23 protein-coding genes are annotated in these 22,819 nt (G+C 56.2%); 12 read left to right on the forward strand and 11 right to left on the reverse strand.

The window, feature by feature from the left end:
• Positions 1-41: 41 nt before the first annotated feature.
• The 5 genes from V1587_RS13330 to V1587_RS13350 form a co-directional block, all read right to left on the reverse strand.
• The gene (locus tag V1587_RS13330; RefSeq protein WP_008502274.1) at positions 42-914 is read right to left on the reverse strand and encodes a manganese catalase family protein; all 873 of its coding nucleotides are present in this window, start codon (positions 912-914) and stop codon (positions 42-44) included.
• Between the two features lie 17 nt (positions 915-931).
• Positions 932-1,438 (reverse strand): ferritin-like domain-containing protein, encoded by a 507-nt coding sequence (locus tag V1587_RS13335; protein WP_014883791.1) that lies wholly within the window; start codon positions 1,436-1,438, stop codon positions 932-934.
• Positions 1,439-1,463: 25 nt separating this feature from the next.
• Positions 1,464-1,667 (reverse strand): hypothetical protein, encoded by a 204-nt coding sequence (locus tag V1587_RS13340; RefSeq protein ID WP_013096662.1) that lies wholly within the window; start codon positions 1,665-1,667, stop codon positions 1,464-1,466.
• 23 nt (positions 1,668-1,690) lie between these two features.
• Positions 1,691-2,185, reverse strand: coding sequence for a ferritin-like domain-containing protein (locus tag V1587_RS13345; RefSeq protein WP_023311678.1), 495 nt, complete (start codon positions 2,183-2,185; stop codon positions 1,691-1,693).
• A 94-nt stretch (positions 2,186-2,279) separates the two neighbouring features.
• Positions 2,280-2,465, reverse strand: a complete 186-nt coding sequence (locus V1587_RS13350; RefSeq protein ID WP_004150795.1) for a general stress protein — start codon at positions 2,463-2,465, stop codon at positions 2,280-2,282.
• 527 nt (positions 2,466-2,992) lie between these two features.
• On the opposite strand from V1587_RS13350, the gene V1587_RS13355 reads away from it, so the two are divergent.
• Together V1587_RS13355 and V1587_RS13360 are read left to right on the forward strand one after the other, a co-directional pair.
• The gene (locus V1587_RS13355; RefSeq protein ID WP_371898054.1) at positions 2,993-4,336 is read left to right on the forward strand and encodes a VOC family protein; all 1,344 of its coding nucleotides are present in this window, start codon (positions 2,993-2,995) and stop codon (positions 4,334-4,336) included.
• A gap of 43 nt (positions 4,337-4,379) precedes the next feature.
• The gene (locus V1587_RS13360) at positions 4,380-5,885 is read left to right on the forward strand and encodes a carboxylesterase/lipase family protein (protein ID WP_395314370.1); all 1,506 of its coding nucleotides are present in this window, start codon (positions 4,380-4,382) and stop codon (positions 5,883-5,885) included.
• Here V1587_RS13360 and V1587_RS13365 read toward each other — a convergent pair.
• Complete coding sequence (locus tag V1587_RS13365; protein WP_371898056.1) at positions 5,872-6,714, reverse strand: LysR family transcriptional regulator; 843 nt, start codon at positions 6,712-6,714, stop codon at positions 5,872-5,874. The two genes, V1587_RS13360 and V1587_RS13365, sit on opposite strands and share 14 nt — an antisense overlap.
• A gap of 114 nt (positions 6,715-6,828) precedes the next feature.
• On the opposite strand from V1587_RS13365, the gene V1587_RS13370 reads away from it, so the two are divergent.
• From V1587_RS13370 to rimL, 4 genes are all read left to right on the forward strand, one after another.
• The gene (locus V1587_RS13370) at positions 6,829-7,998 is read left to right on the forward strand and encodes a pyridoxal phosphate-dependent aminotransferase (RefSeq protein ID WP_371898057.1); all 1,170 of its coding nucleotides are present in this window, start codon (positions 6,829-6,831) and stop codon (positions 7,996-7,998) included.
• Between the two features lie 22 nt (positions 7,999-8,020).
• The gene (locus tag V1587_RS13375; RefSeq protein WP_371898058.1) at positions 8,021-8,794 is read left to right on the forward strand and encodes a transporter substrate-binding domain-containing protein; all 774 of its coding nucleotides are present in this window, start codon (positions 8,021-8,023) and stop codon (positions 8,792-8,794) included.
• A gap of 242 nt (positions 8,795-9,036) precedes the next feature.
• On the forward strand, positions 9,037-10,692 hold the full coding sequence (locus V1587_RS13380; RefSeq protein WP_371898059.1) for a glucan biosynthesis protein D: 1,656 nt from the start codon (positions 9,037-9,039) through the stop codon (positions 10,690-10,692).
• Positions 10,693-10,794: 102 nt separating this feature from the next.
• Positions 10,795-11,334 carry a 50S ribosomal protein L7/L12-serine acetyltransferase gene (gene rimL, locus V1587_RS13385; RefSeq protein WP_371898060.1) on the forward strand — a complete coding sequence of 180 codons (540 nt, stop codon included), beginning with the start codon at positions 10,795-10,797 and terminating at the stop codon, positions 11,332-11,334.
• On the opposite strand, the gene ydcK is transcribed toward rimL, so the two are convergent.
• Complete coding sequence (ydcK, locus tag V1587_RS13390; protein ID WP_395314371.1) at positions 11,329-12,309, reverse strand: YdcK family protein; 981 nt, start codon at positions 12,307-12,309, stop codon at positions 11,329-11,331. The two genes, rimL and ydcK, sit on opposite strands and share 6 nt — an antisense overlap.
• A gap of 135 nt (positions 12,310-12,444) precedes the next feature.
• On the opposite strand from ydcK, the gene tehB reads away from it, so the two are divergent.
• The gene (gene tehB / locus V1587_RS13395; protein ID WP_371898062.1) at positions 12,445-13,038 is read left to right on the forward strand and encodes a tellurite resistance methyltransferase TehB; all 594 of its coding nucleotides are present in this window, start codon (positions 12,445-12,447) and stop codon (positions 13,036-13,038) included.
• Here tehB and pepT read toward each other — a convergent pair.
• A complete protein-coding gene (pepT, locus tag V1587_RS13400; RefSeq protein WP_395314372.1) occupies positions 13,035-14,264 on the reverse strand; it encodes a peptidase T in 1,230 nt (409 codons plus the stop codon). The genes tehB and pepT overlap by 4 nt on opposite strands.
• A 111-nt stretch (positions 14,265-14,375) precedes the next feature.
• Here pepT and V1587_RS13405 point away from each other — a divergent pair, with 111 nt between their 5' ends.
• Both V1587_RS13405 and V1587_RS13410 read left to right on the forward strand, forming a co-directional pair.
• Positions 14,376-15,971, forward strand: a complete 1,596-nt coding sequence (locus V1587_RS13405) for an ABC transporter substrate-binding protein (protein WP_371898326.1) — start codon at positions 14,376-14,378, stop codon at positions 15,969-15,971.
• 135 nt (positions 15,972-16,106) lie between these two features.
• Positions 16,107-16,781 (forward strand): DUF3313 domain-containing protein, encoded by a 675-nt coding sequence (locus V1587_RS13410; RefSeq protein ID WP_371898064.1) that lies wholly within the window; start codon positions 16,107-16,109, stop codon positions 16,779-16,781.
• A gap of 34 nt (positions 16,782-16,815) precedes the next feature.
• On the opposite strand, the gene V1587_RS13415 is transcribed toward V1587_RS13410, so the two are convergent.
• Entirely contained in the window at positions 16,816-17,712 is an 897-nt protein-coding gene (locus V1587_RS13415) for a DMT family transporter (protein ID WP_371898065.1), read from the reverse strand.
• Positions 17,713-17,885: 173 nt separating this feature from the next.
• Between V1587_RS13415 and V1587_RS13420 the strand changes: the two genes are divergently transcribed.
• The gene (locus V1587_RS13420; protein ID WP_371898066.1) at positions 17,886-18,758 is read left to right on the forward strand and encodes a helix-turn-helix transcriptional regulator; all 873 of its coding nucleotides are present in this window, start codon (positions 17,886-17,888) and stop codon (positions 18,756-18,758) included.
• On the opposite strand, the gene V1587_RS13425 is transcribed toward V1587_RS13420, so the two are convergent.
• The gene (locus tag V1587_RS13425; RefSeq protein ID WP_371898327.1) at positions 18,738-19,925 is read right to left on the reverse strand and encodes a benzoate/H(+) symporter BenE family transporter; all 1,188 of its coding nucleotides are present in this window, start codon (positions 19,923-19,925) and stop codon (positions 18,738-18,740) included. The genes V1587_RS13420 and V1587_RS13425 overlap by 21 nt on opposite strands.
• A 71-nt stretch (positions 19,926-19,996) precedes the next feature.
• On the opposite strand from V1587_RS13425, the gene V1587_RS13430 reads away from it, so the two are divergent.
• Both V1587_RS13430 and V1587_RS13435 read left to right on the forward strand, forming a co-directional pair.
• Positions 19,997-20,524, forward strand: a complete 528-nt coding sequence (locus tag V1587_RS13430) for a helix-turn-helix domain-containing protein (protein WP_371898067.1) — start codon at positions 19,997-19,999, stop codon at positions 20,522-20,524.
• 80 nt (positions 20,525-20,604) lie between these two features.
• A complete protein-coding gene (locus V1587_RS13435) occupies positions 20,605-22,569 on the forward strand; it encodes a U32 family peptidase (protein ID WP_371898068.1) in 1,965 nt (654 codons plus the stop codon).
• On the opposite strand, the gene V1587_RS13440 is transcribed toward V1587_RS13435, so the two are convergent.
• The gene (locus V1587_RS13440; protein ID WP_371898069.1) at positions 22,570-22,800 is read right to left on the reverse strand and encodes a DUF2554 family protein; all 231 of its coding nucleotides are present in this window, start codon (positions 22,798-22,800) and stop codon (positions 22,570-22,572) included.
• Positions 22,801-22,819: the final 19 nt, after the last annotated feature.

The following is a 22,819-nucleotide window of genomic DNA, read 5'->3' on the forward strand; positions in this document are numbered from 1 at the left end:
ACGCGAATTGCCGGGCAGTTCAGTGCTGCCCGGCAAACCGATTACGGTTTAGTCTTACCGGCACCCAGCTCGGCACCGGTCAGCGGATCGGAATGTGGATCGGATTTAGTGCGGGCAGACATCGCCTTGACCAGGGTTGCCTGTTCGGTCGTGAGCGTTACGCTGGCACTGCCATCGCCGCCATCCACCGCAGGCTGGGGGGACTCAACGTAATCGAAATGTTTATCGCTGTTCCAGCTTCCGCGAACCTCTCCACCTTCAGACATATTGTAGTACTTGTTGGTGAATTCCTCGATTGGCGGCAGTTTTCCCGGCGGGAAATTATTACGGATGGACTGCAGCGCCTTCTCAAAGGAGAGCTGATGCGCCGCCTCACGCGTCATCAGGAACGCCAGCGCGTCCTTAACGCCGGGATCGTCGGTCACGTTGATCAGCCGTTCATAGATGATTTTCGCTCTGGCCTCGGCTGCCACGTTTGAGCGCAGGTCCGCCGTCGGCTCGCCGATGGTGTCGACGTAGGCAGCCGTCCAGGGCACGCCCGCCGAGTTGGTGAGCGGGGTACCGCCGCCGTAGAGCAGGGAAGTGATGTGGCTGTCATTGCCGTTTTCGGTCATGGAGCGATACAGCTCGGCCTCATTTTCCACCCCTTCCGCCAGCGCGCCTTTGGCACCTTTATTCAGCATGCCGACAAGGGTACCGATGATTTCGAGATGGCTTAGCTCCTCGGTCGCGATATCCATCAGCATATCCTTGCGGCCCGGATCGTCATCGCTTAACCCCTGCGTAAAGTAGCGGCAGGCTGCGGCCAGTTCGCCCTGCGGCCCGCCAAACTGTTCCAGTAAAAGGTTGGCAAGGCCAGGGTTGGGTTCGGCGACGCGAACCGTATATTGCAGCTGTTTGACGTGTCGAAACATAGGCACTCTCCTGTGGATTATTTTTTCGCTTCGACACCCGATGCGTCTGAACGCAGCAGGAACTGTTCCGTCGTTTGCGGGATATGGCGAATCAGCCAGTCGGCCATTTCACGTTCTTCTGCGAGGATCGTCTCAATAGCGGGTATCGAAGCGGTGTCCCCGGCTTTTTTAGCCGCTGCCAGCAGGGAGGTATAGCAGGCTATTTCAAACTGTTCGAAGACATAGCCGCTGATGGAGCCTTTAACGATCTCATCAGAAGGGAACATGCCGCCGATGGATTGTCCCAGCGCCGCCATTTTGCTCATTGAGTCTTTTAAGACCGAACGAGAAATATCATTACGATCGAGGATTTCCTCCAGCAATGTAATTTGCCGTTTTGTCTCATTAATATGTTGTTCTATTCTGGCGCGAACATCAGGATAATTATCGATACGGCTGGCCATGGATTCCAGCATTGATTCGGCTTGCTTTTCCATCGCATGGGCATCGCGTAGCCAGTCATGGTAGTGTTCTACGTGATTCATCATTGTATCCTCATTAGGGGTTCGCTTATTTGGTCTCACTTTCAGCAGCCTGATCGGCTCGTGCGGCACTGTAGCCAGATAAATGGCCGACAATATTGGCGTAAATGCTGATGATAATGACCCATAGTACGCTGTTCTTCCACCATATTACGGAAGGAATAGCGAGAATGAACCATATTATGGCTGCCGTTAAATGGCACCGTTTAATTGTCCTGGGACTGATGCTCATTTTATTTAACCTGTATTATCGCGTCATTTCTGCGCTTTTTGGTTAATATTTCCAACGGCCAGGTCGGTGAGTTTAAGGTCGGTCTCTTTTTCTTCTTCCAGCGTTTCGGCCAGAAGTTTAACGGCTTTTTTATAGCCCAGCTGTTCTGCTAATGTGGCAAGGGTACCGTAACTGGCTATTTCGTAGTGCTCAACTTTTTGTGCAGCGGCAATAAGCGCGGCATCACGCACTTCATTTTTTTCCGTGCTCTCAATAACTTCGTTGGCTTCTTCAATTAAGCCTTCCATCGCCACGCACTTCATGCGTTTGATCTTAATACCGTCTTCCTGCTCGACAATCTGGTCGATACGTTCGATCTGACCCTGCGTCTCTTCAAGGTGTGCGGTGAAGGCGGCGCTGAGCTTCTCGCTGGACGCGGCGCGGGCGAGCTTGCTCAGCGCGCGGGTAAGCTGCTTTTCTGCGCTGTAGGTATCCGATAGTAAATGAATAAAAACATCCTCGACGCTTTTCATATTCATAATAATTACGCTCCGGTAAAATAACGAAAGGGTACTGCGAGCTTTTCAGCCCGCAGCATGCTCTCTGGTTTTATTAAAAGAGTACTAAATAAGATCAGGAGTTATCAGACTTACGGCCTCCGCCGTGACTGTTCTGTCCCCCTTTCTTACCCGCTTCAGATGCGCGTTGCGGATCGTTTTTAAAATTACCACCGCTGTGCTGGCCACCTTTACGTCCAGCTTCTGATGCTTTTTCACGGTCTTCAGCGAAATTACCGGAACCACCACGATGCTCTGCCATATTAAACCTCATAGTCATATATTGGTTATGTCAGTACGATACGAAAATATTCCGTATCACTCGTCGTTCGAGTAATAACTCTAGTCGCTGTGCGTCATCCGTCAAATGCGTTTTGCTATTTGCGGTTGCGTTATTTTTAAATATTTGTAAATTTGCGCTTCGCTTAAAATGGAAATATGGATAAGCAGGAAGGACTTGTAAACAACCATTCGGATTAATCCTAACTTCGAACTATAAATTTGAAAGGTGAGGAAATAATTACGGCGTGCTCAAATTGGTTAATTTGCAGTCAGTAGAAAAGCAAAAAATACTCCTTTATAGCTAGAAAGCGGAACCCTAAATAATTATAAGGAAAATCCTGGATAAAAGCGTTCAGGTAGAAAGGGCGGTTCCGTTCGGAGCTGTTCAGGGGCCAGTAGCACACGGTTTAACCACTGTCGTCTTAAGATCACAAATCAGAAATTCTTCCCCCCGGAAGGAACGGGTTTCTCTACACTCCAGGTAATATTCACTGGAGGCATGACATCATGGCGAACACCATCACGGCTGATGACATACGGGAACACTTTTCGCAGGCTATGTCGGCGATGTACCAGCAGGAAGTTCCGCAGTACGGCACCTTGCTTGAACTGGTTGCGGACGTAAACCTGGCGGTACTGGAAAATAACCCACTATTACATGAACAACTGGCAAACGCCGATGAGCTTGCCCGCCTGAACGTTGAGCGTCACGGAGCGATCCGCGTTGGCACAGCACAAGAACTTTCAACCCTGCGCCGTATGTTTGCCATTATGGGGATGTACCCGGTCAGCTATTACGATCTCTCCCAGGCGGGGGTGCCGGTTCACTCAACGGCGTTTCGCCCGATCGATGATGCGGCGCTGTGCCGTAATCCGTTCCGTATCTTTACGTCGCTGCTGCGCCTTGAGCTGATTGACAACGTCGCGCTGCGCGAACGGGCGGCGGAAATCCTCTCTCACCGGAACATCTTCACCCCGCGCTGTCTGGCGCTGCTCGATCTGTATGAATCGGAAGGGCAGTTCACTGACGAACAGGCGCACGAGTTTGTGCAGGAAGCGCTGGAAACCTTCCGCTGGCACCGTCACGCGACGGTCGATCAGGAAACCTATCAGGCGCTGCATAACGAGCACCGCCTGATTGCAGACGTGGTCTGCTTCCCGGGCTGCCACATTAACCACCTCACGCCGCGCACGCTGGATATTGACCGGGTGCAGGAGCTGATGCCGAAGTACGGTATCGAGCCGAAAATTCTGATTGAAGGGCCGCCGCGTCGCGAGGTGCCCGTCTTATTGCGTCAAACGAGCTTTAAAGCCCTGGAAGAGCCGGTGCTGTTTGCCGGTGAACATAAAGGCACCCACACCGCGCGCTTCGGTGAGATTGAACAGCGCGGCGTGGCGCTGACCCCGAAAGGCCGTGAACTGTACGATAGCCTGCTTTCCCAGGCCGGTACCGGCAAAGATAACCTGACGCATCAGCTGCATCTGCGGGAAATCTTTAGCGCCTTCCCGGACAGTGAGCTGTTAATGCGCCGCCAGGAGCTGGCGTATTTCCGCTACCGTCTGACGCCTGCGGGTGAAGCGCATCGCCATGCGTTCCGTCCGGGTGACGATCCGCAACCGCTCATAGAGCGCGGATGGGTGGTCGCCCAGCCGATCACCTACGAAGATTTCCTCCCGGTCAGCGCCGCCGGGATTTTCCAGTCCAATCTCGGGAACGAAACCCAGGCCCGCAGCCACGGTAACGCCAGCCGCGATGCGTTTGAAGACGCGCTCGGCTGCCCGGTGTATGACGAGTTTGCGCTCTATCAGGAGGCTGAAACCCGCAGCAAACAGCGTTGCGGTTTGCTCTGAAATCGTTACTCTGCTGGGGTGTGATGGAAAAAATAAGGTCGTTATGCAAAATCCTTCCGCCCCTGTGGTTGAAACGCGCCAGGGCGCACTGTCTGGTTTAACCGATGAAAATGTCCACGTCTGGTGCGGTATTCCTTACGCCGCACCGCCCGTGGGCGAGTGGCGCTGGCGTTCCCCGCGCCCCCCTGAACCGTGGGATGACGTTCGTGAGGCCACCGCCTTTTCGGCCTCAAGCTGGCAAAGCAGCGAATATTGTCAGGAGTTGGGCGGGGGCGATCCCGGACAGTTCTCGGAAGACTGTCTTTATCTGAACGTCTGGTCCCCCAAAGAGCGCGCCGGGGCGCTTCCGGTCATGTTATGGCTGCACGGGGGTGGGTTTACGATTGGTGCCGGCGGCCTGCCGCCTTATAACGGCAAAGCGCTGGCCACGCGCGGGGTGGTTGTGGTCACGATTAACTACCGTCTCGGCCATCTCGGCTTTTTCGCCCATCCCGCGCTGGAAGGCGAGGAAGGTCGCGTGGTGCATAATTTTGCCCTGCTGGATCAGATCGCGGCCCTCGAATGGGTAAGAGACAATATCGCCGCATTTGGTGGCGATCCCGCTAATGTGACCCTGTTTGGCGAATCCGCCGGCGCGCGCAGCGTGCTCTCTCTGCTGGCCTCTCCGCTGGCAGCAGGATTATTCCATAAGGCGATTGTGCAAAGCGGGTACACGTTGCCGGACACGCCGCGTGAACAGGCCCTGCAAAAAGGGGAGGCGCTGGCCGCCCATTTTGGCCTGGAGAAGGCGACTGCCGAGCAGCTGCGCGCCATTCCGCCCGAGGCGTTCTGGCCGTTAACCGCGCCGCTGAACGTCGCCCCGGCGCCCATCGTCGGGGACTGCGTTCTGCCCGAAGCGATGCTGGACGTCTTTTTCGCTGCCCGCCAGCATCCCGTACCGGTGATGATTGGGTCGAACAGCGATGAGGCCAGCGTGATGGCGGTGTTTGGTATCGATTTGGCCGGGCAAATCCAGAAGCTTCGCCGGGAGCGGCGCTTCGGTCTGGGGCTGATTAAGCTGCTCTATCCGGGCGTCAAAGGCGATGAAGAGCTGGGCAGGCAGGTGTGCCGCGACATGGCGTTCACCACGATGGGCTACGTCGTGATGCAGGCCCAGCAGCGCGCAGGCGGACTGTGCTGGCGTTACTGGTTTGACTATGTCGCGGAAGCGGAACATGCCACCTACATCAACGGCGCCTGGCACGGCAATGAGGTGCCCTACGTCTTTGATACCCTCGGCCAGGTGGAGCCTTCACGCCAGTATGTCAACGAACGGGATTTACAGTTTGCTGCTCAGGTGGCGGATTACTGGGTGAGCTTTGCGCGAGACGCAGGTCGTCGCGACAGCCTGCCGGGGCCGACGCACTGGCCTGCATGCCGAAAAGGGCGGGACGTTTTATTACGCATTGGTGTGAATAAACATGCAGGTTTCCGGCTTGAAAACCGCTTTATGCGCGCCCGCATGAGCCTCTTCAAACGGGTGATGAAGCACCACGTCAGCCTCGATTAAGCAAACAGGCGCGAAACGCCGCCAGTCCATTTTCCTCCCCTGGCGTTTCGCGCAGCACCAGACGGTAGCTCGCGCCGGTTTTTATGCTGGTTTCATAAGGCCGCATCAGCCTTCCCGCGCGAACATCTTCGGCCACCAGCGTTTCGTCGGCAATGGCAACGCCCAGCCCCTGAATGGCGGCCGTGATGGCGAGATCCATCGTGTCGAAGTGTTGATTTTTGTGCATGGCAAAGCCCGGACCTTCCTGTTTCGTCAGCCACAGCGACCAGTCTGTCTTATCTCTTGTCGGGTGAAGAAACGTTAACGATCCCAGCGCTGCACCTGCCCGAACCGGGCTTATTACCGGGGTGAGCGCTTCTTCAAACAGCAGGTCGCCTGCGCTCATGTGCGTGCCGAACACGATGGCCGCGTCGTAAGATTCGGTTTTGAAATTGACGTTGTGATCGGTGGTGGTGGTCAGGGCGATTTGCAGGTCCGGCTGCTCGCGCTCCACTTCCAGCAGGCGCGGCACCAGCCAGCGCATGGCGCAGGTGGGCGCCTTGAGCCGGATCACGGTCTGCTGGCTGCGGGCCCGATCGGCCACGGTCAGCAATTGTTCAAAAGCAGACTGCAGTTCCGGAAGCAGTGCGCTGCCCTGCGAAGAGAGGCGCAGGCCGCGCGCGTGGCGTTCAAAAAGCGGAAAGCCAAACCACGCCTCGAGGGAGGCTATCTTGCGGCTCACGGCCCCCTGCGTCAGGCAAAGTTCTGCGGCAGCATGGGTCAGATTCAGATGACGCGCGGTGACTAAAAATGCGTCAATGGCATTGAGCGGGAGCGAACGGCGCGACATGGAAAACCCTCAGCTATGCATTTTTCTCATGGCTATTATGACAACAATTCGATTGTCCCGACAACAGAGATGTTGTTTGAATAGTTATGCAATGTCCATGAGAAGGGAAAGAGGATGACTTTACGAACGCCAGTGCAAACGCGCTCTAAACTGCCCGATGTGGGCACCACCATTTTTACCGTTATCGGCCAGCTTTCGGCGCAGCATAACGCGATTAACCTTTCTCAGGGTGCACCGAATTTTTCCTGCGATCCGAAGCTTGTTGCAGGCGTCACCCGCGCAATGGAGGCAGGACATAACCAGTATGCGTCGATGACCGGTCTGCAGCCGCTCAAAGAGCGTATTGCCGATAAAATTGCCACGCTGTACGGCACGCGGTATGACCCGGCCAGCGAGGTGCTGGTGACCGCCAGCGCCAGCGAAGGGCTCTATTCGGCGATTAGCGGGCTGGTGCATCCGGGCGATGAGGTGATCTACTTTGAGCCGTCATTTGACAGCTACGCGCCGATTGTCCGTCTGCAGGGGGCAACGCCGATTGCCATCAAGCTCACCGTGCCGGATTTTGCCGTCAACTGGGACGAAGTTCGGGCTGCCATCTCCCCGCGCACGCGCATGATCATCATCAATACGCCGCACAACCCGAGCGGCCAGGTTTTTTCAGCCAACGACCTGCAGCAGCTGGCGGCGCTGACGCGCAATACCGACATCATTATTTTGTCTGACGAAGTGTATGAACACGTGGTGTTTGACGGTGAGCCGCACCACGGGATGGCCACGCACCCGCAGCTGGCGGAGCGTAGCGTGATTATATCTTCTTTCGGAAAAACCTATCACGTCACCGGGTGGCGCGTGGGTTACTGTGTTGCACCGGCGGTGCTGATGGACGAGATTTGTAAAGTCCATCAATTTTTAATGTTTTCTGCCGATACGCCAATGCAGCACGCGTTTGCTGAACATATGGTCGATCCGCAAACCTGGCTGTCGCTGTCGGCGTTTTACCAGCGCAAGCGCGATCTGCTGCACAGTCTGCTGGCCGATTCGCCGTTCACGCTGCTGCCCAGCGCCGGATCGTTCTTCATGCTGGCGGACTACAGCCAGTTCAGCAACGAGCGCGACAGCGAGCTGGTGAAACGGCTGATCGTTGAGTACGGTGTAGCTACCATTCCGCTGTCGGCGTTTTATGCGGACGGTACGGATAATAAATTGATTCGTCTCTCTTTTGCGAAAGATGAGGCGACGTTACGGGCAGGTGCCCAAGCCCTGTGTCGGGTTAAACCACGCTGAGATAGGCTCTGAGGAGTTTGAGATGAAAATACGCGCGCTAGTTGTCGGCATGGGATTGCTGTGTACCTTTTCCTCCTTCGCGGCGTCCGAGCTGCGTTACGGTCTGGAAGCCGAATATCCGCCGTTTGAAAGCCGCAATGCGGCAGGCGAACTGGAAGGGTTTGACGTTGAGCTGGGGAATGCCATCTGCAAAGCGGCAGCGCTGAAGTGCAGCTGGGTGGAAACCTCGTTTGATGCGCTGATCCCGGGCCTGGTGGCGAAGAAATTCGACGCCATCAACTCGGCGATGAATATCACCGAGCAGCGCCGCAAGAGCATTGATTTTACCCAGCCGATTTACCGTATTCCGTCGCAGCTGGTCGGCAAGGCCGGCACGGCGGTAGAGGCGACGCCTGAAGGGCTGAAGGGGAAAACCATCGGCGTGCTGCAGGGCTCCATTCAGGAAACCTATGCCAAGGAGCACTGGGAAAAGCAGGGTGTCACCGTGGTGTCTTATAAAGATCAGAATATGGCCTGGGGCGATCTGCTGAATGGCCGTATCGACGCCTCGCTGGTCATGTCCGCGGCCGGGCAGGCAGGTTTCCTCAGCAAGCCGCAGGGGAAAGGGTTTGGCTTCATCGGCAAGCCGGTATCTGACGACACTATCCTCGGCAGTGGGATCGGTTTTGGGTTGCGTAAAGGGGACGAGGTTACCAAAAAGCAGCTTGATGCCGCGATTGATAAAGTACGTGCCGACGGCACGATCGCTAAACTCGCTGATAAGTACTTCCCGGGTATCGATGTCAGCGTAAAATAACCGCCTCATTGGCCCCGGCGAACGATGTCGCGCCGGGGCATTTTTCTACACATTTTCCAGGCTTTCTTTACACCACTTTCGGGCCGTTCTGGTCGACAGAAAATATTTCTCACTTTGTTCAGATAATCACCGGCCAACAATTGGATTCTTAACCATTTTTGTTTAGGCTGTGCGTTCTTTCTTGCCGTCATTTCGCCGAGCGCGAAACACATTCACACGACCATAAGGACGTTTTTCCAGGCATGAATCGCAGACGTTTTCTAAAAGGCTCGCTGGCAGTGGCAGCCCTGAGCGGCACATCCGGCCTTGCTTCCCTGTTTTCCAAAGCGGCATACGCTGCCGACTCTGACATTGCTGACGGCCAGAGCCGTCGTTTTGACTTCTCCGTACTGCAATCCATGGCGCATGACCTGGCGAAAACCCCGTGGGGTGGCGCGCCGCGTCCGCTGCCGGAGACGCTGGCGACCATGACGCCGCAGGCGTACAACGCCATCCGCTACGATGAAAAACAGTCACTGTGGAACAACATTGAAGGGCGTCAGCTGGACGTGCAGTTCTTCCATATGGGAATGGGGTTCCGCCGTCGCGTACGGATGTTCTCTCTGGATCAGTCCACCTCTATGGCGCGCGAGATCCACTTCCGTCCGGAGCTCTTCAGCTACGGTGAAACGGGGGTGGATACCAAACAGCTGGAAGGGCAAAGCGATCTCGGCTTTGCGGGCTTCCGCGCCTTTAAGGCGCCGGAGCTGGCGCGTCGCGATATCGTCTCTTTCCTGGGCGCGAGCTATTTCCGCGCGGTGGATGACACCTACCAGTACGGCCTTTCCGCTCGCGGCCTGGCGGTTGACACCTTCACCGACACGCCGGAAGAGTTCCCGGACTTTACCTCCTTCTGGTTTGAAACCGTCAAGCCCGGCGACACGACCTTTACCGTCTATACGCTGCTCGACAGCCCGAGCATCACGGGTGCCTATAAATTCGTGATCCACTGCGAGAAGAGCCAGGTAATCATGGAGGTGCAGAACCACCTCTACGCACGGAAGGACATCAAGCAGCTCGGCATCGCGCCGATGACCAGCATGTTCAGCTGCGGCAATAACGAACGCCGCATGTGTGACACTATTCACCCGCAAATCCATGACTCCGACCGCCTGGCGATGTGGCGCGGCAACGGGGAGTGGATCTGTCGTCCGCTGAACAACCCGCAGAAGCTGCAGTTTAACGCCTATATGGATAAGAACCCGAAAGGGTTCGGCCTGCTGCAGCTCGATCGCGATTTCTCGCACTATCAGGACGTAATGGGGTGGTACAACAAGCGTCCAAGCCTGTGGGTGGAACCGCGTAACGACTGGGGTAAAGGCGCGGTTGGCCTGATGGAGATCCCAACCACCGGTGAAACGCTGGATAACGTGGTTTGCTTCTGGCAGCCGGAAAAAGCCGTCAAAGCGGGCGACGAGCTGGACTTCAAATATCGCCTCTACTGGAGCGCGATGCCGCCGGTGCGCTCCCCGCTGGCCAACGTCTACGCCACCCGCACCGGCATGGGCGGCTTCCCGGAAGGCTGGGCGCCGGGCGAAAACTACCCGAAAGTGTGGGCCCGTCGCTTTGCGATTGATTTCGTCGGCGGCGACCTTAAGGCCGCCGCGCCAAAAGGCATTGAGCCGGTGATTACGCTCTCCAGCGGTGAAGCGAAGCAGGTTGAAATCCTCTACGTTGAACCGTTTGACGGCTATCGCATTCTGTTTGACTGGTACCCGACGTCGGATTCGACGGAACCGGTGGATATGCGCCTGTTCCTGCGCTGCCAGGGCGACGCCATCAGTGAAACCTGGCTGTACCAGTATTTCCCACCGGCGCCTGATAAACGTCAGTATGTTGATGACAGGGTAATGCGTTAACGCTTGTGGGCTTGTGCCGGGTGGCGGCTTCGCCTTACCCGGCCTACGTTTCAGTACTGTAGGCCCGGTAAGCGCAGCGCCACCGGGCGATGACGAGGCACCATGACATCTGAAATCATCCCCGTTTCACAACACATCGAACTACGTTCCGTCGAAGAACGCTACACCGCCGACCTGCACAATCTCGTCGTCAAAAACAGAGCCTTTCTGCAAACCGCCTTTGACTGGGCGCAGCACGTGGGCAGCGAAGAGGATACCCGCCGTAACGTGCAGAGCAACCAGATGCTGCACCAGCGCGGCTATGCCAAAATGTTTCTGATCTTCAAGGATGATGCGCTGGCTGGCGTACTGTCGTTCAACACCATTGAACCGACCAATAAAGCCGGCTACATCGGCTACTGGCTGGATGAAGCCCACCAGGGGCAGGGCATACTCTCTCAGTCACTGCAGGCGTTTATGCGCTACTACGCTGAACGCGGTGAGATCCGTCGTTTTGTGATCAAGTGTCGGGTGGCGAATCAGCACAGCAACAGCGTTGCCGTGCGCAACGGTTTTATGCTGGAAGGGTGCCTGCGGGAAGCAGAATACCTGAACGGCCGCTTTGACGATGTGAATATCTACGGCCGGATCTATACCCTATAACGCGCCCAGCAGCGGCGTGCGGGTGATGCGCTGGTCACCGTTAATCACTTTTTCGCCGCGCAGGTGAATGCTCTCGCCGGCAAACGCTTCAATGACCGCATCGTCGGTGATTTCAACCCGATGTTCGATCAGCACATCTCCGCTGATGCGCGCGCGCCCCTGAATGACCACTTTATCATCCAGCATGATCGGCCCGCCGCGTAGCCATGCCTGGCCGCCAATCAGGACGTGATGCTTGATGACGCAGTTGCCTTCGACCACGGCATTCTCAGCAATCTGCGAGCTGTAGCGCACCGTCGGGATGGCATCGTCGTCAAACCCGGCAATCACGCGGGCGTTACCATAGACTTTTGCGCAGTCGCATACCCAGACGTTGTTCAGATCGTTACCCTCGAGGATCGCGTTGTCGAAGACTTCGGCCCGGTGTTCAACAAAGGCAAAATTGACCATCGCCTCGCCGTAGATTTGCGCCTGATGCACAATCCGCGACTGGCTCACCGTCGCCTTGTCGTAAATTTGCAGGATCTGTTCATGGTCCGGCGTCAGCCCTTTGGCTGCAACGACCACGCTATGATGCAGCACGCGCGCTTCGCCGTAGATATGACACTCGCCCCGTACGCAGGATTGCTGAATGGTGACGTTGTCACTTATTCGCGCCCCGTGGCTGACCTCCGCGCCGTCCAGCCAGCAGCTGTCGCCGATATGCGCGTTATGGCTAATGATGCATGGAAGGGTAAGACGCGCGTTGCCGGAGACGACTGCACCCGCGAACACCACGCTGTTTTCATCGTAGATCCAGCAGTCGCCGTCCTGCGCGAGGGCGCGCTCATCGTCAATCCAGCCGCCTCTCGTGCCGACCGTCACGTCGTTAAAGTCCGCCGTGGCGATAATCTGCCGCAGCGTGGTGGCGTGGGTGGTTTCGCCGTTTTTCCATTGCCAGAGGCGTGTCTCGTCGCTAAGGCGATATTTGTTCATCTTCATGTCTCTGCTAAGCGTCTTCACTAAACGTAGCAAAGTTTTCGCTTTTCGAGCGGCTGGAAACCAGACGGTAAACGCCTTAAAATGGCATCCAGAATGCACTTTCAGCTTATGTAGGCCCAGGAAAAAATAATGACCGTCGATGAGAATTACTTCACAGAGAAATATGGCTTAACCCGTACCCATTCAGAGGTGCTGTACAGCGCGGAGATTGTGAAGCCCGGTAAAACGCTGGATCTGGGCTGCGGCAACGGCCGTAACAGCCTCTACCTTGCGGCTAACGGCTACGATGTGACCGCGTGGGACAAGAACCCGATGAGCATCGACAATATCGAGCGCATCAAGGCGGAAGAAGGGATTGCTAATCTCCATACGGCGATTAAGGATCTCAACAACCTTAGCTTTGACGGCCAGTACGATTTTATTCTCTCTACCGTGGTGATGATGTTCCTGGAGGCAAAAACCATACCGGTCCTTATCGCCAATATGCAGCGCTGCACGACGCCGGGCGGTTACAATCTGATTGTTGCCGCCATGGATACGGCAGACTACCCCTGCACGGTCGGCTTCCCGTTTGCGTTCAGGAGCGGTGAGCTGAGCAACTACTACGAAGGCTGGGAGTTGCTCAAATACAACGAAGACGTTGGCGAACTGCACCGCACCGATGAACACGGCAACCGCATCAGGCTGCGCTTTGCCACGATGCTGGCACGCAAGCCCGCTTAACGGGCGGCCAGCAGGCAGATCTGCAGGGCTGTCTTGTAAGACGCCTCGAACGAGGAGAGCGGCAGGAATTCAAACTTCGAGTGGAAGTTATGCGCCCCGGTGAAGAAGTTAGGCGTGAGTAGCCCTTTTGCCGAGAGCGCCGCGCCGTCGGTGCCGCCGCGCATCGGCGTCGGTTTCGGCGTGATGCCGAGCGATTCCATCGCCTCGAACATCAGATCGATGGCGCGCCGGTCTTCGCCAATCGCATTGCTGATATTGCTGTAGGTATCTTCAATGCGATAGTCCACTCTGGCCGTCGGATGTTGGGCGGCAATCAGTGCGGCAACGTCGGCAATCTGCTGCTTGCGGGCGGCAAAGCTCTCCTTGTCAAAGTCGCGGATATTGGCCTTAAGAACGGCCTCGTTCTGTCCGGCCTGAATGCCGTTAAACCAGATATAGCCTTCACGTCCCTCGGTGTACTCGGGCGTTTGCTTGCGGTCAAAATGGCTGATGTAATCAGTCGCCATCAGCAGGGGATTCACCAGCACGCCTTTGGCGGACATCGGGTGCGCCGTCACGCCGGTAAAGCGGATCTCCGCGGCTGCCGCATTAAAGTTCTCGTAGACAATCTCACCCAGCTCGCAGCAGTCAATGGTCCAGGCAAAGTCGACGTCGAAGCGCTTAAGATCCAGCGCCTTGGCACCGTTCAGGCCGATCTCTTCGTCAGGCACAAACGCCACGACGATATCGCCATGCCGATGCTCCGCCGTCAGGTTTTCCAGCACCGTCATGACTACCGTGACGGCGGATTTATTATCGGCACCCAATACGCTGGTACCGTCGCTGAAAATAATCTCCTCGTTCGGATAAGCCAGAATTTCAGGGTGCTCTTTAACCCGCAGCCAGATGTCTTTCTCTTTATTCAGACAGAGATCTTCACCGGTAAACGTTAATATTTGTGGATGAATATCCGGTGAAAGTCCCACGTCGACGGTATCGATATGGGTAATAAAGCCGATGCGCGGCGCACCGGGCACTTTGCCTTTTTTCACCGCCGTCACCGTGGCGAATTCATCAATCACAATGTCGTCTAACCCCAGCTGTGCCAGCTCCTGCGCCAGCTCGCGCGCCATGTCATGCTGGCCCGGCGTTGAGGGCAAGGTTTTGACTTTAGGATCGCTCTGGCTGGTGATAGAGAGATAGCGGAAAAAACGATGCGTTAATTGTCTGGAAAGCGGCGAGCCCATAGTGATTTATTCCTTATTTATTTTTCAGGTGTTTGCCACATCACTTTAATGTTATTTATGAAATGGCAAAAGAATTAATTAGCCGTCGAATTAAAAAGACAGGAATAAATGATGACAAGCAAACTCACAACTTTCACATTGGCGCTCGCGGCACTCACGGTCAGTTCCGCCGTCGCCGCCAAAACGCTGGTGTATTGCTCCGAAGGATCGCCGGAAAACTTTAACCCTCAGCTTTACACCTCGGGAACCAGCGTCGACGCCAGCGCCGTGCCGGTCTATAACCGTCTGGTCGATTTCAAGCCCGGCACCACGGAGCTGGTGCCGAGCCTGGCGGAGCGCTGGGAGGTGAGCGACGACGGCAAGGTTTACACCTTCCATCTGCGTAAGGGCGTTAAGTTCCAGAGCAATAAATCCTTCACCCCGACCCGCGACTTTAACGCCGACGACGTGATCTTCTCGTTTATGCGGCAAAAAGACGTGAATCATCCCTACCACAACGTCTCTAACGGCAGCTACTCCAACTTCGAAAGCCTGGAGTTCGGCAGCCTGATAACCGCCATTGATAAAGTCGATGACCACACCGTGCGCTTTACCCTGGCGCACCCGGAAGCGCCGTTTGTCGCCGATCTGGCCTGGTATTTTGCCTCGATCCTTTCAGCGGAGTATGCCGACGCGATGCTGAAAGCGGGCACGCCGGAGAAGGTGGATATGGAGCCCATCGGCACCGGGCCGTTTAAGCTGGCGCAGTATCAGAAGGATTCCCGGATCCTGTTCACGGCCTTTGCCGACTACTGGCAGGGGAAATCGAAGCTGGACAGGCTGGTGTTCAGCATCACCCCGGATGCCTCCGTGCGTTTTGCCAAAATTGAGAAGAACGAATGTCAGGTGATGCCGTTCCCGAACCCGGCCGATCTGCCGCGCATGAAGGCCAACAAAGATATTAATCTGATGAGTAAGGCGGGTCTGAATACCGGCTTCCTGGCGTTCAACACCCAGAAGCCGCCGCTGGATAACGTGAAGGTCCGTCAGGCGCTGGCGATGGCCATCAACAAACCGGCCATTATTGATGCGGTGTTCCACGGTACCGGCACCGTGGCGAAGAATCTGCTGCCGCCGGGCGTCTGGAGTGCCGACAGCGAGCTTAAGGATTACGACTACGATCCTGAAAAAGCCAAAGCGCTGCTGAAAGAGGCCGGGTTTGCCAATGGCGTGAGCGTCGACCTGTGGGCGATGCCGGTTCAGCGTCCGTACAATCCCAATGCGAAACGCATGGCGGAGATGATTCAGGCCGACTGGGCGAAAATAGGCGTGCAGACCAAAATCGTCACCTACGAATGGGGCGAGTATCTTAAACGCGTGAAGGGCGGAGAGCATCAGGCCGCGCTGATGGGCTGGACGACAGCCACCGGCGATCCGGATAACTTCTTCGGCCCGCTCTTTACCTGCACCTCGGCGAACGGCGGGTCAAATTCGGCGAAATGGTGCTACAAGCCTTTTGATAGCATCATCGCCGAAGCGAAATCGATAACCGATCATGATAAACGCGTGGCGCTGTATAAAGAGGCTCAGCAGATGATGCATGACCAGATGCCCGCGGTCATGATTGCGCATTCAACGATTTTCGAACCGGTGCGCAAGGAGGTGAAGGGCTATGAAATCGACCCGTTTGGCAAACATCTGTTCTGGCAAGTGGATATAAATCAATAATTTTTCACTGCCCGGCATGCGTCCGGGCAATCTTTTTGCAATTTGTGCTCCCCGCATCATTTTTTGTCACAACAAACCCGCCCGTCTTTTGCTATAACTTCAAATGCATACTTGCAGATAACATGGAAAACTATCATGCGTACTCAAACTTTTTTTAAAGTTGCAGTGCTTACTGGTCTGTTGGCGTTAGCGGGTTGTTCTTCAAAAGTCGCTGCGCCAGAACAATACTCCGGCTTTTTAAAAGATTACTCAGGCTTGCAGCAAACGACTTCGGCGACGGGAAAACCAACGCTGCGTTGGGTTGACCCTTCTTATAATGAAGCTAACTACGACAGCATTCTCTGGACACCAATTACCTACTATCCAACGCCAAAACCGACTACGCAAATCGGTCAAAAAACGCTTGATGAGCTGTTGAACTATACCAATAACAAAATGAAAACTGCGATTGGTACGCGTAAGCCAATTGTGACCACGCCGGGCAAACACAGCCTGATTTTCCGCGGCGCGATTACCGGGGTGAGTTCGCAGAAAGAGGGGCTGCAGTTCTATGAAGTGGTGCCTGTTGCGCTGGTGGTTGCCGGTACGCAGATGGCAACCGGGCACCGCACCATGGATACGCATCTCTTCTTTGAAGGCGAGCTGATCGATGCGGCCACCAACAAACCGGTTATGAAGGTGGTACGTAAAGGCGAAGGTAAAGAGCTGAATAACGAAAGCACGCCAATGACCTTTGCGACGCTGAAGCAGGTTGTTGATGATATGGCGACGGATGCCACCATGTTTGATGTGAAAAAGACCGCAAAATAAAATAAAAAGGCCTGCGTAATGCAGGCCTTTTTATTTACGCCATCCGTAAGCGTCTGAACCAGGTTTCCGGTTTGGTAAACATCACCATATTTCCCCCCAGAATCAGCACTAACCCCACAATACCGTTGATATGCCAGACGTAGCCTTCGTAGACCGTGGAGATGGAGAGCGCCACCAGCGGAAAGAGCAACGTGCTGTAGGCCGCTTTGCCCGGACCAATGCGTCCCACCAGCGTGAAGTAGGCGCCAAAAGCAATCACCGAGCCAAACAGGGCCAGATACACCAGCGCGCCGAGATAGCTCACCGTCCATTCCGGCACAAAGCTATCGCCTCTGAACAGCGCAATGCAGCCCATCACCAGCGTGCCATAGAGCATCGCCCAGGCGTTGGTGGTCATGGTTTCAAGGCCTCTGCGCTGATGGCGCATGCTGATCATATTGCCCAGCGAGAAGCCGTAGGTACCGAGTGCGGAAAGCCCAATGCCGGTCAGGAGAGACGCGCTCCAGCCGCTGGCCAGCAGATCGTCCCAGAAGAGGGTGACGATCCCAACCAGGCCCAATGCCGCCGCCGTCCAGAAACGCGCGGGCGGGCGCTGCCCGAAGAAAATAAAGCTGTTAATGGCGTTATAAAGCACGGCCATGGAGAAGATCACCGATTCCAGCCCGGTGTTGATATGTGCTGCTGCCGTGTAAAAACACCAGAAGTTAAAGCAGAAAACACAGCATCCCTGAAGCAGGCAAAAAAGATGATCCCGTAGCGCCAGCGCGCGCAGGCGACGCAGGGCGAGTAACACCACCATCATGGTGAGGCTGGCGACGGCGAAGCGCCAGAAAATCGACACCGGCGCCGCGACGGGGCCCTGCTGAAGAAAAATCGCAATCCAGGTGGTTCCCCAGATAATGACCACGAGTCCATATAATAATGCGTTCATAGTTGTCTCTTCTCAAACCGCGGAAGCCCGCAGTATGGCGCAGAGCTTCGTAACGGGCTTTCACCCGCTTGCGGGTGACTTGCAAAATCTTGCGCTTTTTTCTTCCCAGGGGTCTGGCAACGGGGGACAACTCTTCTTAGACTGATATTCCCATCAATCATGCGCTAACGGTTATGTCTCACGCTTACGATACCTTTGAAACGCTTTGCCAACAGAATGCAGTCCTGCGGGAAACCGTCTCGCTGAATTCGGGTATTCAGCTGGCGGCGTGGTACAACAAGCACGACACGATAACCGTTAAAAGCAACCATCATACCCTCAGCCTGTACGTGGCGGACGGCTACGAAAGCTATCAAAAAACGCCGGGCGGCTGGAAGAACGGCGGGGGGCCGGACCGTTTCTGCCTGATGCCGAAAGAGAGCGAATCAACGTGGGATATCCGTGATGACCTGTCGTTTGTGCATCTCTACTGCACCGATGAACACCTGCGCGACGTGGGGGAGAAAATCTGGGACAAGCGGCCGCTTTCGCTCACCCTGGACGAGCGTATTTTTGGCAGCGATCCGAAGATCACTGCGCTGTATCGCCAGTTTTTACTGGGCTGCGACTGGCAGCAGCATGCCAACCAGCTGACCCTGAGCACGGCCTCTACGCTGCTCCTGACCCATCTGCTGCAAAACTACTCAAACGTGCAGTGGAAGCTGCCGGTCGTCACCGGCGGGCTATCGCCATTCGTGCTGCGCAACGTGCTGGCCTTTATCGAAGAGAATCTCGGTCAGCCTCTGACGCTGGCCGAACTGGCGGCGCAGGCTGCCCTCAGCGAATACCATTTTGCCCGCATGTTCCGCCAGTCGACGGGGCTGGCGCCGCATCAGTATGTGATGCAGAGGCGAATGGATAAAGCGAAAGCCCTTGTCCAGCATACGACGAAGCCGCTGACGGAGATCGCGCTTGCCTGCGGGTTTAACTCCGCCAGCCACTTCAGCAACCGCTTTCGCAGTGCGACGGGCATGACGCCTTCGCAGCTACGCGCGGCGAGCGCGTGAAAACAGGGCGTAACATACCCCGCCCTGCACCAGCCCCCAGAATGCCGAACCGATGCCCAGGATTGTCACGCCGCTTGCGGTCATCAGAAACGTGACGATAGCCGCGTCGCGCTCCGCTTCGTGATTCAGCGCCTGATATAAACTCCCGCTGATGGTGCCCAGCAGCGCCAGGCCGGCCAGCGTCTGGATCCAGCTGAGCGGCAGCGCGGCCATAAGCCCGGTAATGGATCCACCGAAAATTCCCGCCAGCAGATAAAACCCTCCCGCTGCGATGGCCGCCAGCCAGCGTTTATCCGCATCCGGGTGTGCATCCGGGCTTTGGCAAATGGCGGCGGTAATGGCCGCAATGCAGATTGAAAATACGCCAAACGGAGAAAACAGCAGCGCCAGTCCCCCCGTGACGATAATGAGCGGTGACACCGCCAGCGGGTAACCGGAGGCTTTCATCGTGGCGAAACCCGGCGCGTTTTGCGAGGCCATGGTTACCAGGAAGAAGGGCACGCCAATACTCACCAGGCTGGTGAAGGTGAACGTGGGCGCAATAAATTCGGGCATCACAAGGGAGAGCGTGAGCTTATCCGTGACAACGTCACCACTCGTCCATGCCACAATACCGCCTACCAGCAGCGTGACCACGATGGCATAGCGCGGCGACAGCGCTTTGGCGATCAGCCACGCCGCAATCATGCTGCCGCACAGCAGAAAGTGCCCTTCCAGATGCGCAAACGCGTGCAGGCCAAACTGCAGCAATACTCCGGCCAGCATGGCGGCAGCAAGCGAATGGGGGATCAGCTTCATCAGACGGGCGAAAAGCCCGGTAATGCCGCAGAGTAAAATAAGCGCGTTAGCAAAGATGAACACGCCGATGGTTTCCGCCAGCGTGACGCCGTGCAGGCTGGTGGCGAGCAGCGCCGCGCCGGGCGTCGACCAGGCGGTCATTACGGGCGCTTTGTACCACCAGGAAAGCGCCAGCGTGCTGACGCCCATCCCAATCCCCAGCGCGGTCATCCAGCCCGCAATCTGCTGCGCGCTGGCGCCTGCCGCGGCGGCGGCCTGCCAGATGATGGCGGCCGAACTGGCGTAACCGACCAGCACGGCGACAAATCCAGCCAGTGCGACTGGAATAAGATGAGAAGAAGGGCGCATGAAAACTCCGTTGTGCGTTATAGCGTCCGGAGTAAGGTAGCACTGTGCGCTATAGCGTACAAGTGGTATGCTGTACTTCACCAGGAGGGAACATGGACATCACACGACATCTTGCAACCACATTGAAAACGCTGCGCCAGGCGCGCGGCTGGAGTTTGTCGAAGCTCGCGGACGAGACCGGCGTGTCAAAGGCCATGCTCGGACAAATCGAGCGCAATGAATCCAGCCCCACGGTGTCGACGCTGTGGAAAATAGCCACGGGACTGAACGTGCCGTTTTCCGCCTTCATCACCCCGGAGGCGGACCAGCAGGCGGTATTTGACCCGCAGCAGCAGGCGATGGTCGTCAAGCCGCTCTTTCCATGGGACGAGGCGCTCCGGTTTGATTATTTCTCCATTACCCTGGCACCCGGTGCCCTGAGCGAGTCCACGCCGCACGAGGCGGGAGTGATTGAACATGTGGTGGTGGTCAGCGGCGAGCTGGAGATGAAGCTCGACGACAAATGGCAGACGATTTCAGCCGATTCGGGCGTCCGTTTCGCCGGCGATAAACCGCATGCCTACCGCAACAGCAGCGACCGGACGGTGCATTTTCACTCCCTGATTCATTATCCCCGCTGAGGCTACGCAAAACTGTTTCGCTGACGCATACTTCTGACTACAATAGCCGCCATTTTGACCATAACGGATAACGACGAAGTATGCGCCTGCAATCCCATCATCTTGAACTTTTAAGCCCGGCCCGTGACGCCGCCATTGCCCGTGAAGCGATCCTTCATGGCGCAGACGCCGTCTACATTGGCGGCCCAGGCTTCGGTGCCCGCCATAACGCCAGCAACAGCCTGAGCGATATTGCTGAACTGGTGCCGTTCGCCCACCGTTTCGGGGCGAAAGTGTTCGTGACCCTGAACACCATTCTTCATGATGATGAGCTGGAGCCCGCGCAACGTCTGATTACCGATCTCTACCAGGCCGGCGTTGATGCCCTGATCGTTCAGGATATGGGCGTTCTGGAGCTGGATATTCCGCCCATTGAACTGCATGCCAGTACCCAGTGCGATATTCGTACGGTCGAGAAGGCGAAGTTTCTCTCCGACGTCGGCTTTTCGCAGATCGTTCTGGCGCGCGAGCTGAACCTGAATCAAATCCGCGATATTCACCAGGCAACAGACGCGACGATTGAATTCTTTATCCACGGCGCGCTGTGCGTCGCCTATTCCGGCCAGTGCAATATTTCCCACGCGCAGACGGGGCGCAGCGCCAACCGCGGCGATTGTTCACAGGCCTGCCGTCTGCCGTATACCCTGAAAGACGATCAGGGCCGCGTCGTGGCATTTGAAAAGCACCTGCTCTCGATGAAGGATAACGATCAGACCGCCAACCTGGGCGCGCTGATTGACGCGGGCGTGCGTTCCTTCAAGATTGAAGGGCGCTATAAAGACATGAGCTACGTGAAGAACATCACCGCGCACTATCGCCAGATGCTTGACGCCATCATCGAAGATCGCGGCGATCTGGCGCGCGCGTCAGCCGGTCGCACCGAGCATTTCTTTATTCCGTCGACGGACAAAACGTTCCACCGCGGCAGCACGGACTATTTTGTGAATGCCCGTAAAGGGGATATCGGCGCGTTTGACTCACCGAAGTTTATCGGTTTACCGGTGGGTGAAGTGCTGAAAGTGGCGAAGGATCACCTTGATGTCGCAGTGACGGAGCCGCTGGCGAACGGCGATGGCCTTAACGTGATGATTAAGCGTGAAGTCGTGGGCTTTCGCGCCAATACGGTCGAGAAAACCGGTGAGAACCGCTACCGTGTCTGGCCGAACGAAATGCCCGCCGATCTCTACAAGGCGCGACCGAACGCGGCGCTTAACCGTAACCTCGATCACAACTGGCAGCAGGCGCTGCTGAAAACCTCCAGCGAACGCCGTATCGGCGTGGATATTGAGCTGGGCGGCTGGGAAGAGCAGCTGATTCTGACCATGACCTGTGAAGACGGCATTAGCGTGACGCATACGCTCGATGGCCTTTTCGAGGTGGCAAACAACGCGGAAAAAGCGCTTAACAACCTGAAGGATGGCGTGGCGAAGCTGGGCCAGACGATTTACTATGCGCGCGCTATCGACGTCAATCTGCCGGACGCGCTGTTCGTGCCGAACAGCCTGCTTAACCAGTTCCGCCGCGAAACGGCTGAGATGCTGGATGCCGCGCGCCTGGCACAGTATCCACGCGGTAGCCGTAAAGCGGAAGCCGTCCCTGCGCCGGTATACCCGGACACCCATTTATCCTTCCTCGCCAACGTCTACAACCATAAAGCGCGTGAATTCTATCATCGCCACGGCGTGCAGCTGATCGACGCGGCCTATGAAGCGCATGAAGAGAAGGGCGATGTGCCGGTGATGATCACCAAGCACTGCCTGCGCTTTGCGTTTAACCTGTGTCCTAAGCAGGCGAAAGGCAACATAAAGAGCTGGAAGGCCACCCCAATGCAGCTGGTAAACGGTGATGAAGTCCTGACCCTCAAGTTCGACTGCCGTCCTTGCGAAATGCATGTGATTGGTAAGATGAAAAACCACATCTTCAAAATGCCGCAGCCCGGCAGTATCGTGGCGTCCGTCAGCCCGGACGATCTGATGAAAACCCTGCCAAAACGCAAGGGCAGCTAATTACCGAACGTGCGTGTTGGGTTTGCGCGATTTCTGCCACAGGTGGTGTTCGCGCAAACCCTCCGCCGATTCCTCCGCAGCGCTTCGCAATTCATCGCTGTCGGCTTCATGCCGAAGCTGATGCGCCACATTCTTTACCCACAGATATTCATGTCCTTTGTGCCCGGCCATAAGCTCGCCCGAAAACAGCGCACAGATAAGCATGACGAGAGATAACCCTTTTTTAATCATGGATTCACCGCTTAAAACA

The organism is Enterobacter sp. ECC-249 (genome assembly GCF_043965265.1).
GTDB classification, from domain to species: domain Bacteria; phylum Pseudomonadota; class Gammaproteobacteria; order Enterobacterales; family Enterobacteriaceae; genus Enterobacter; species Enterobacter quasiroggenkampii.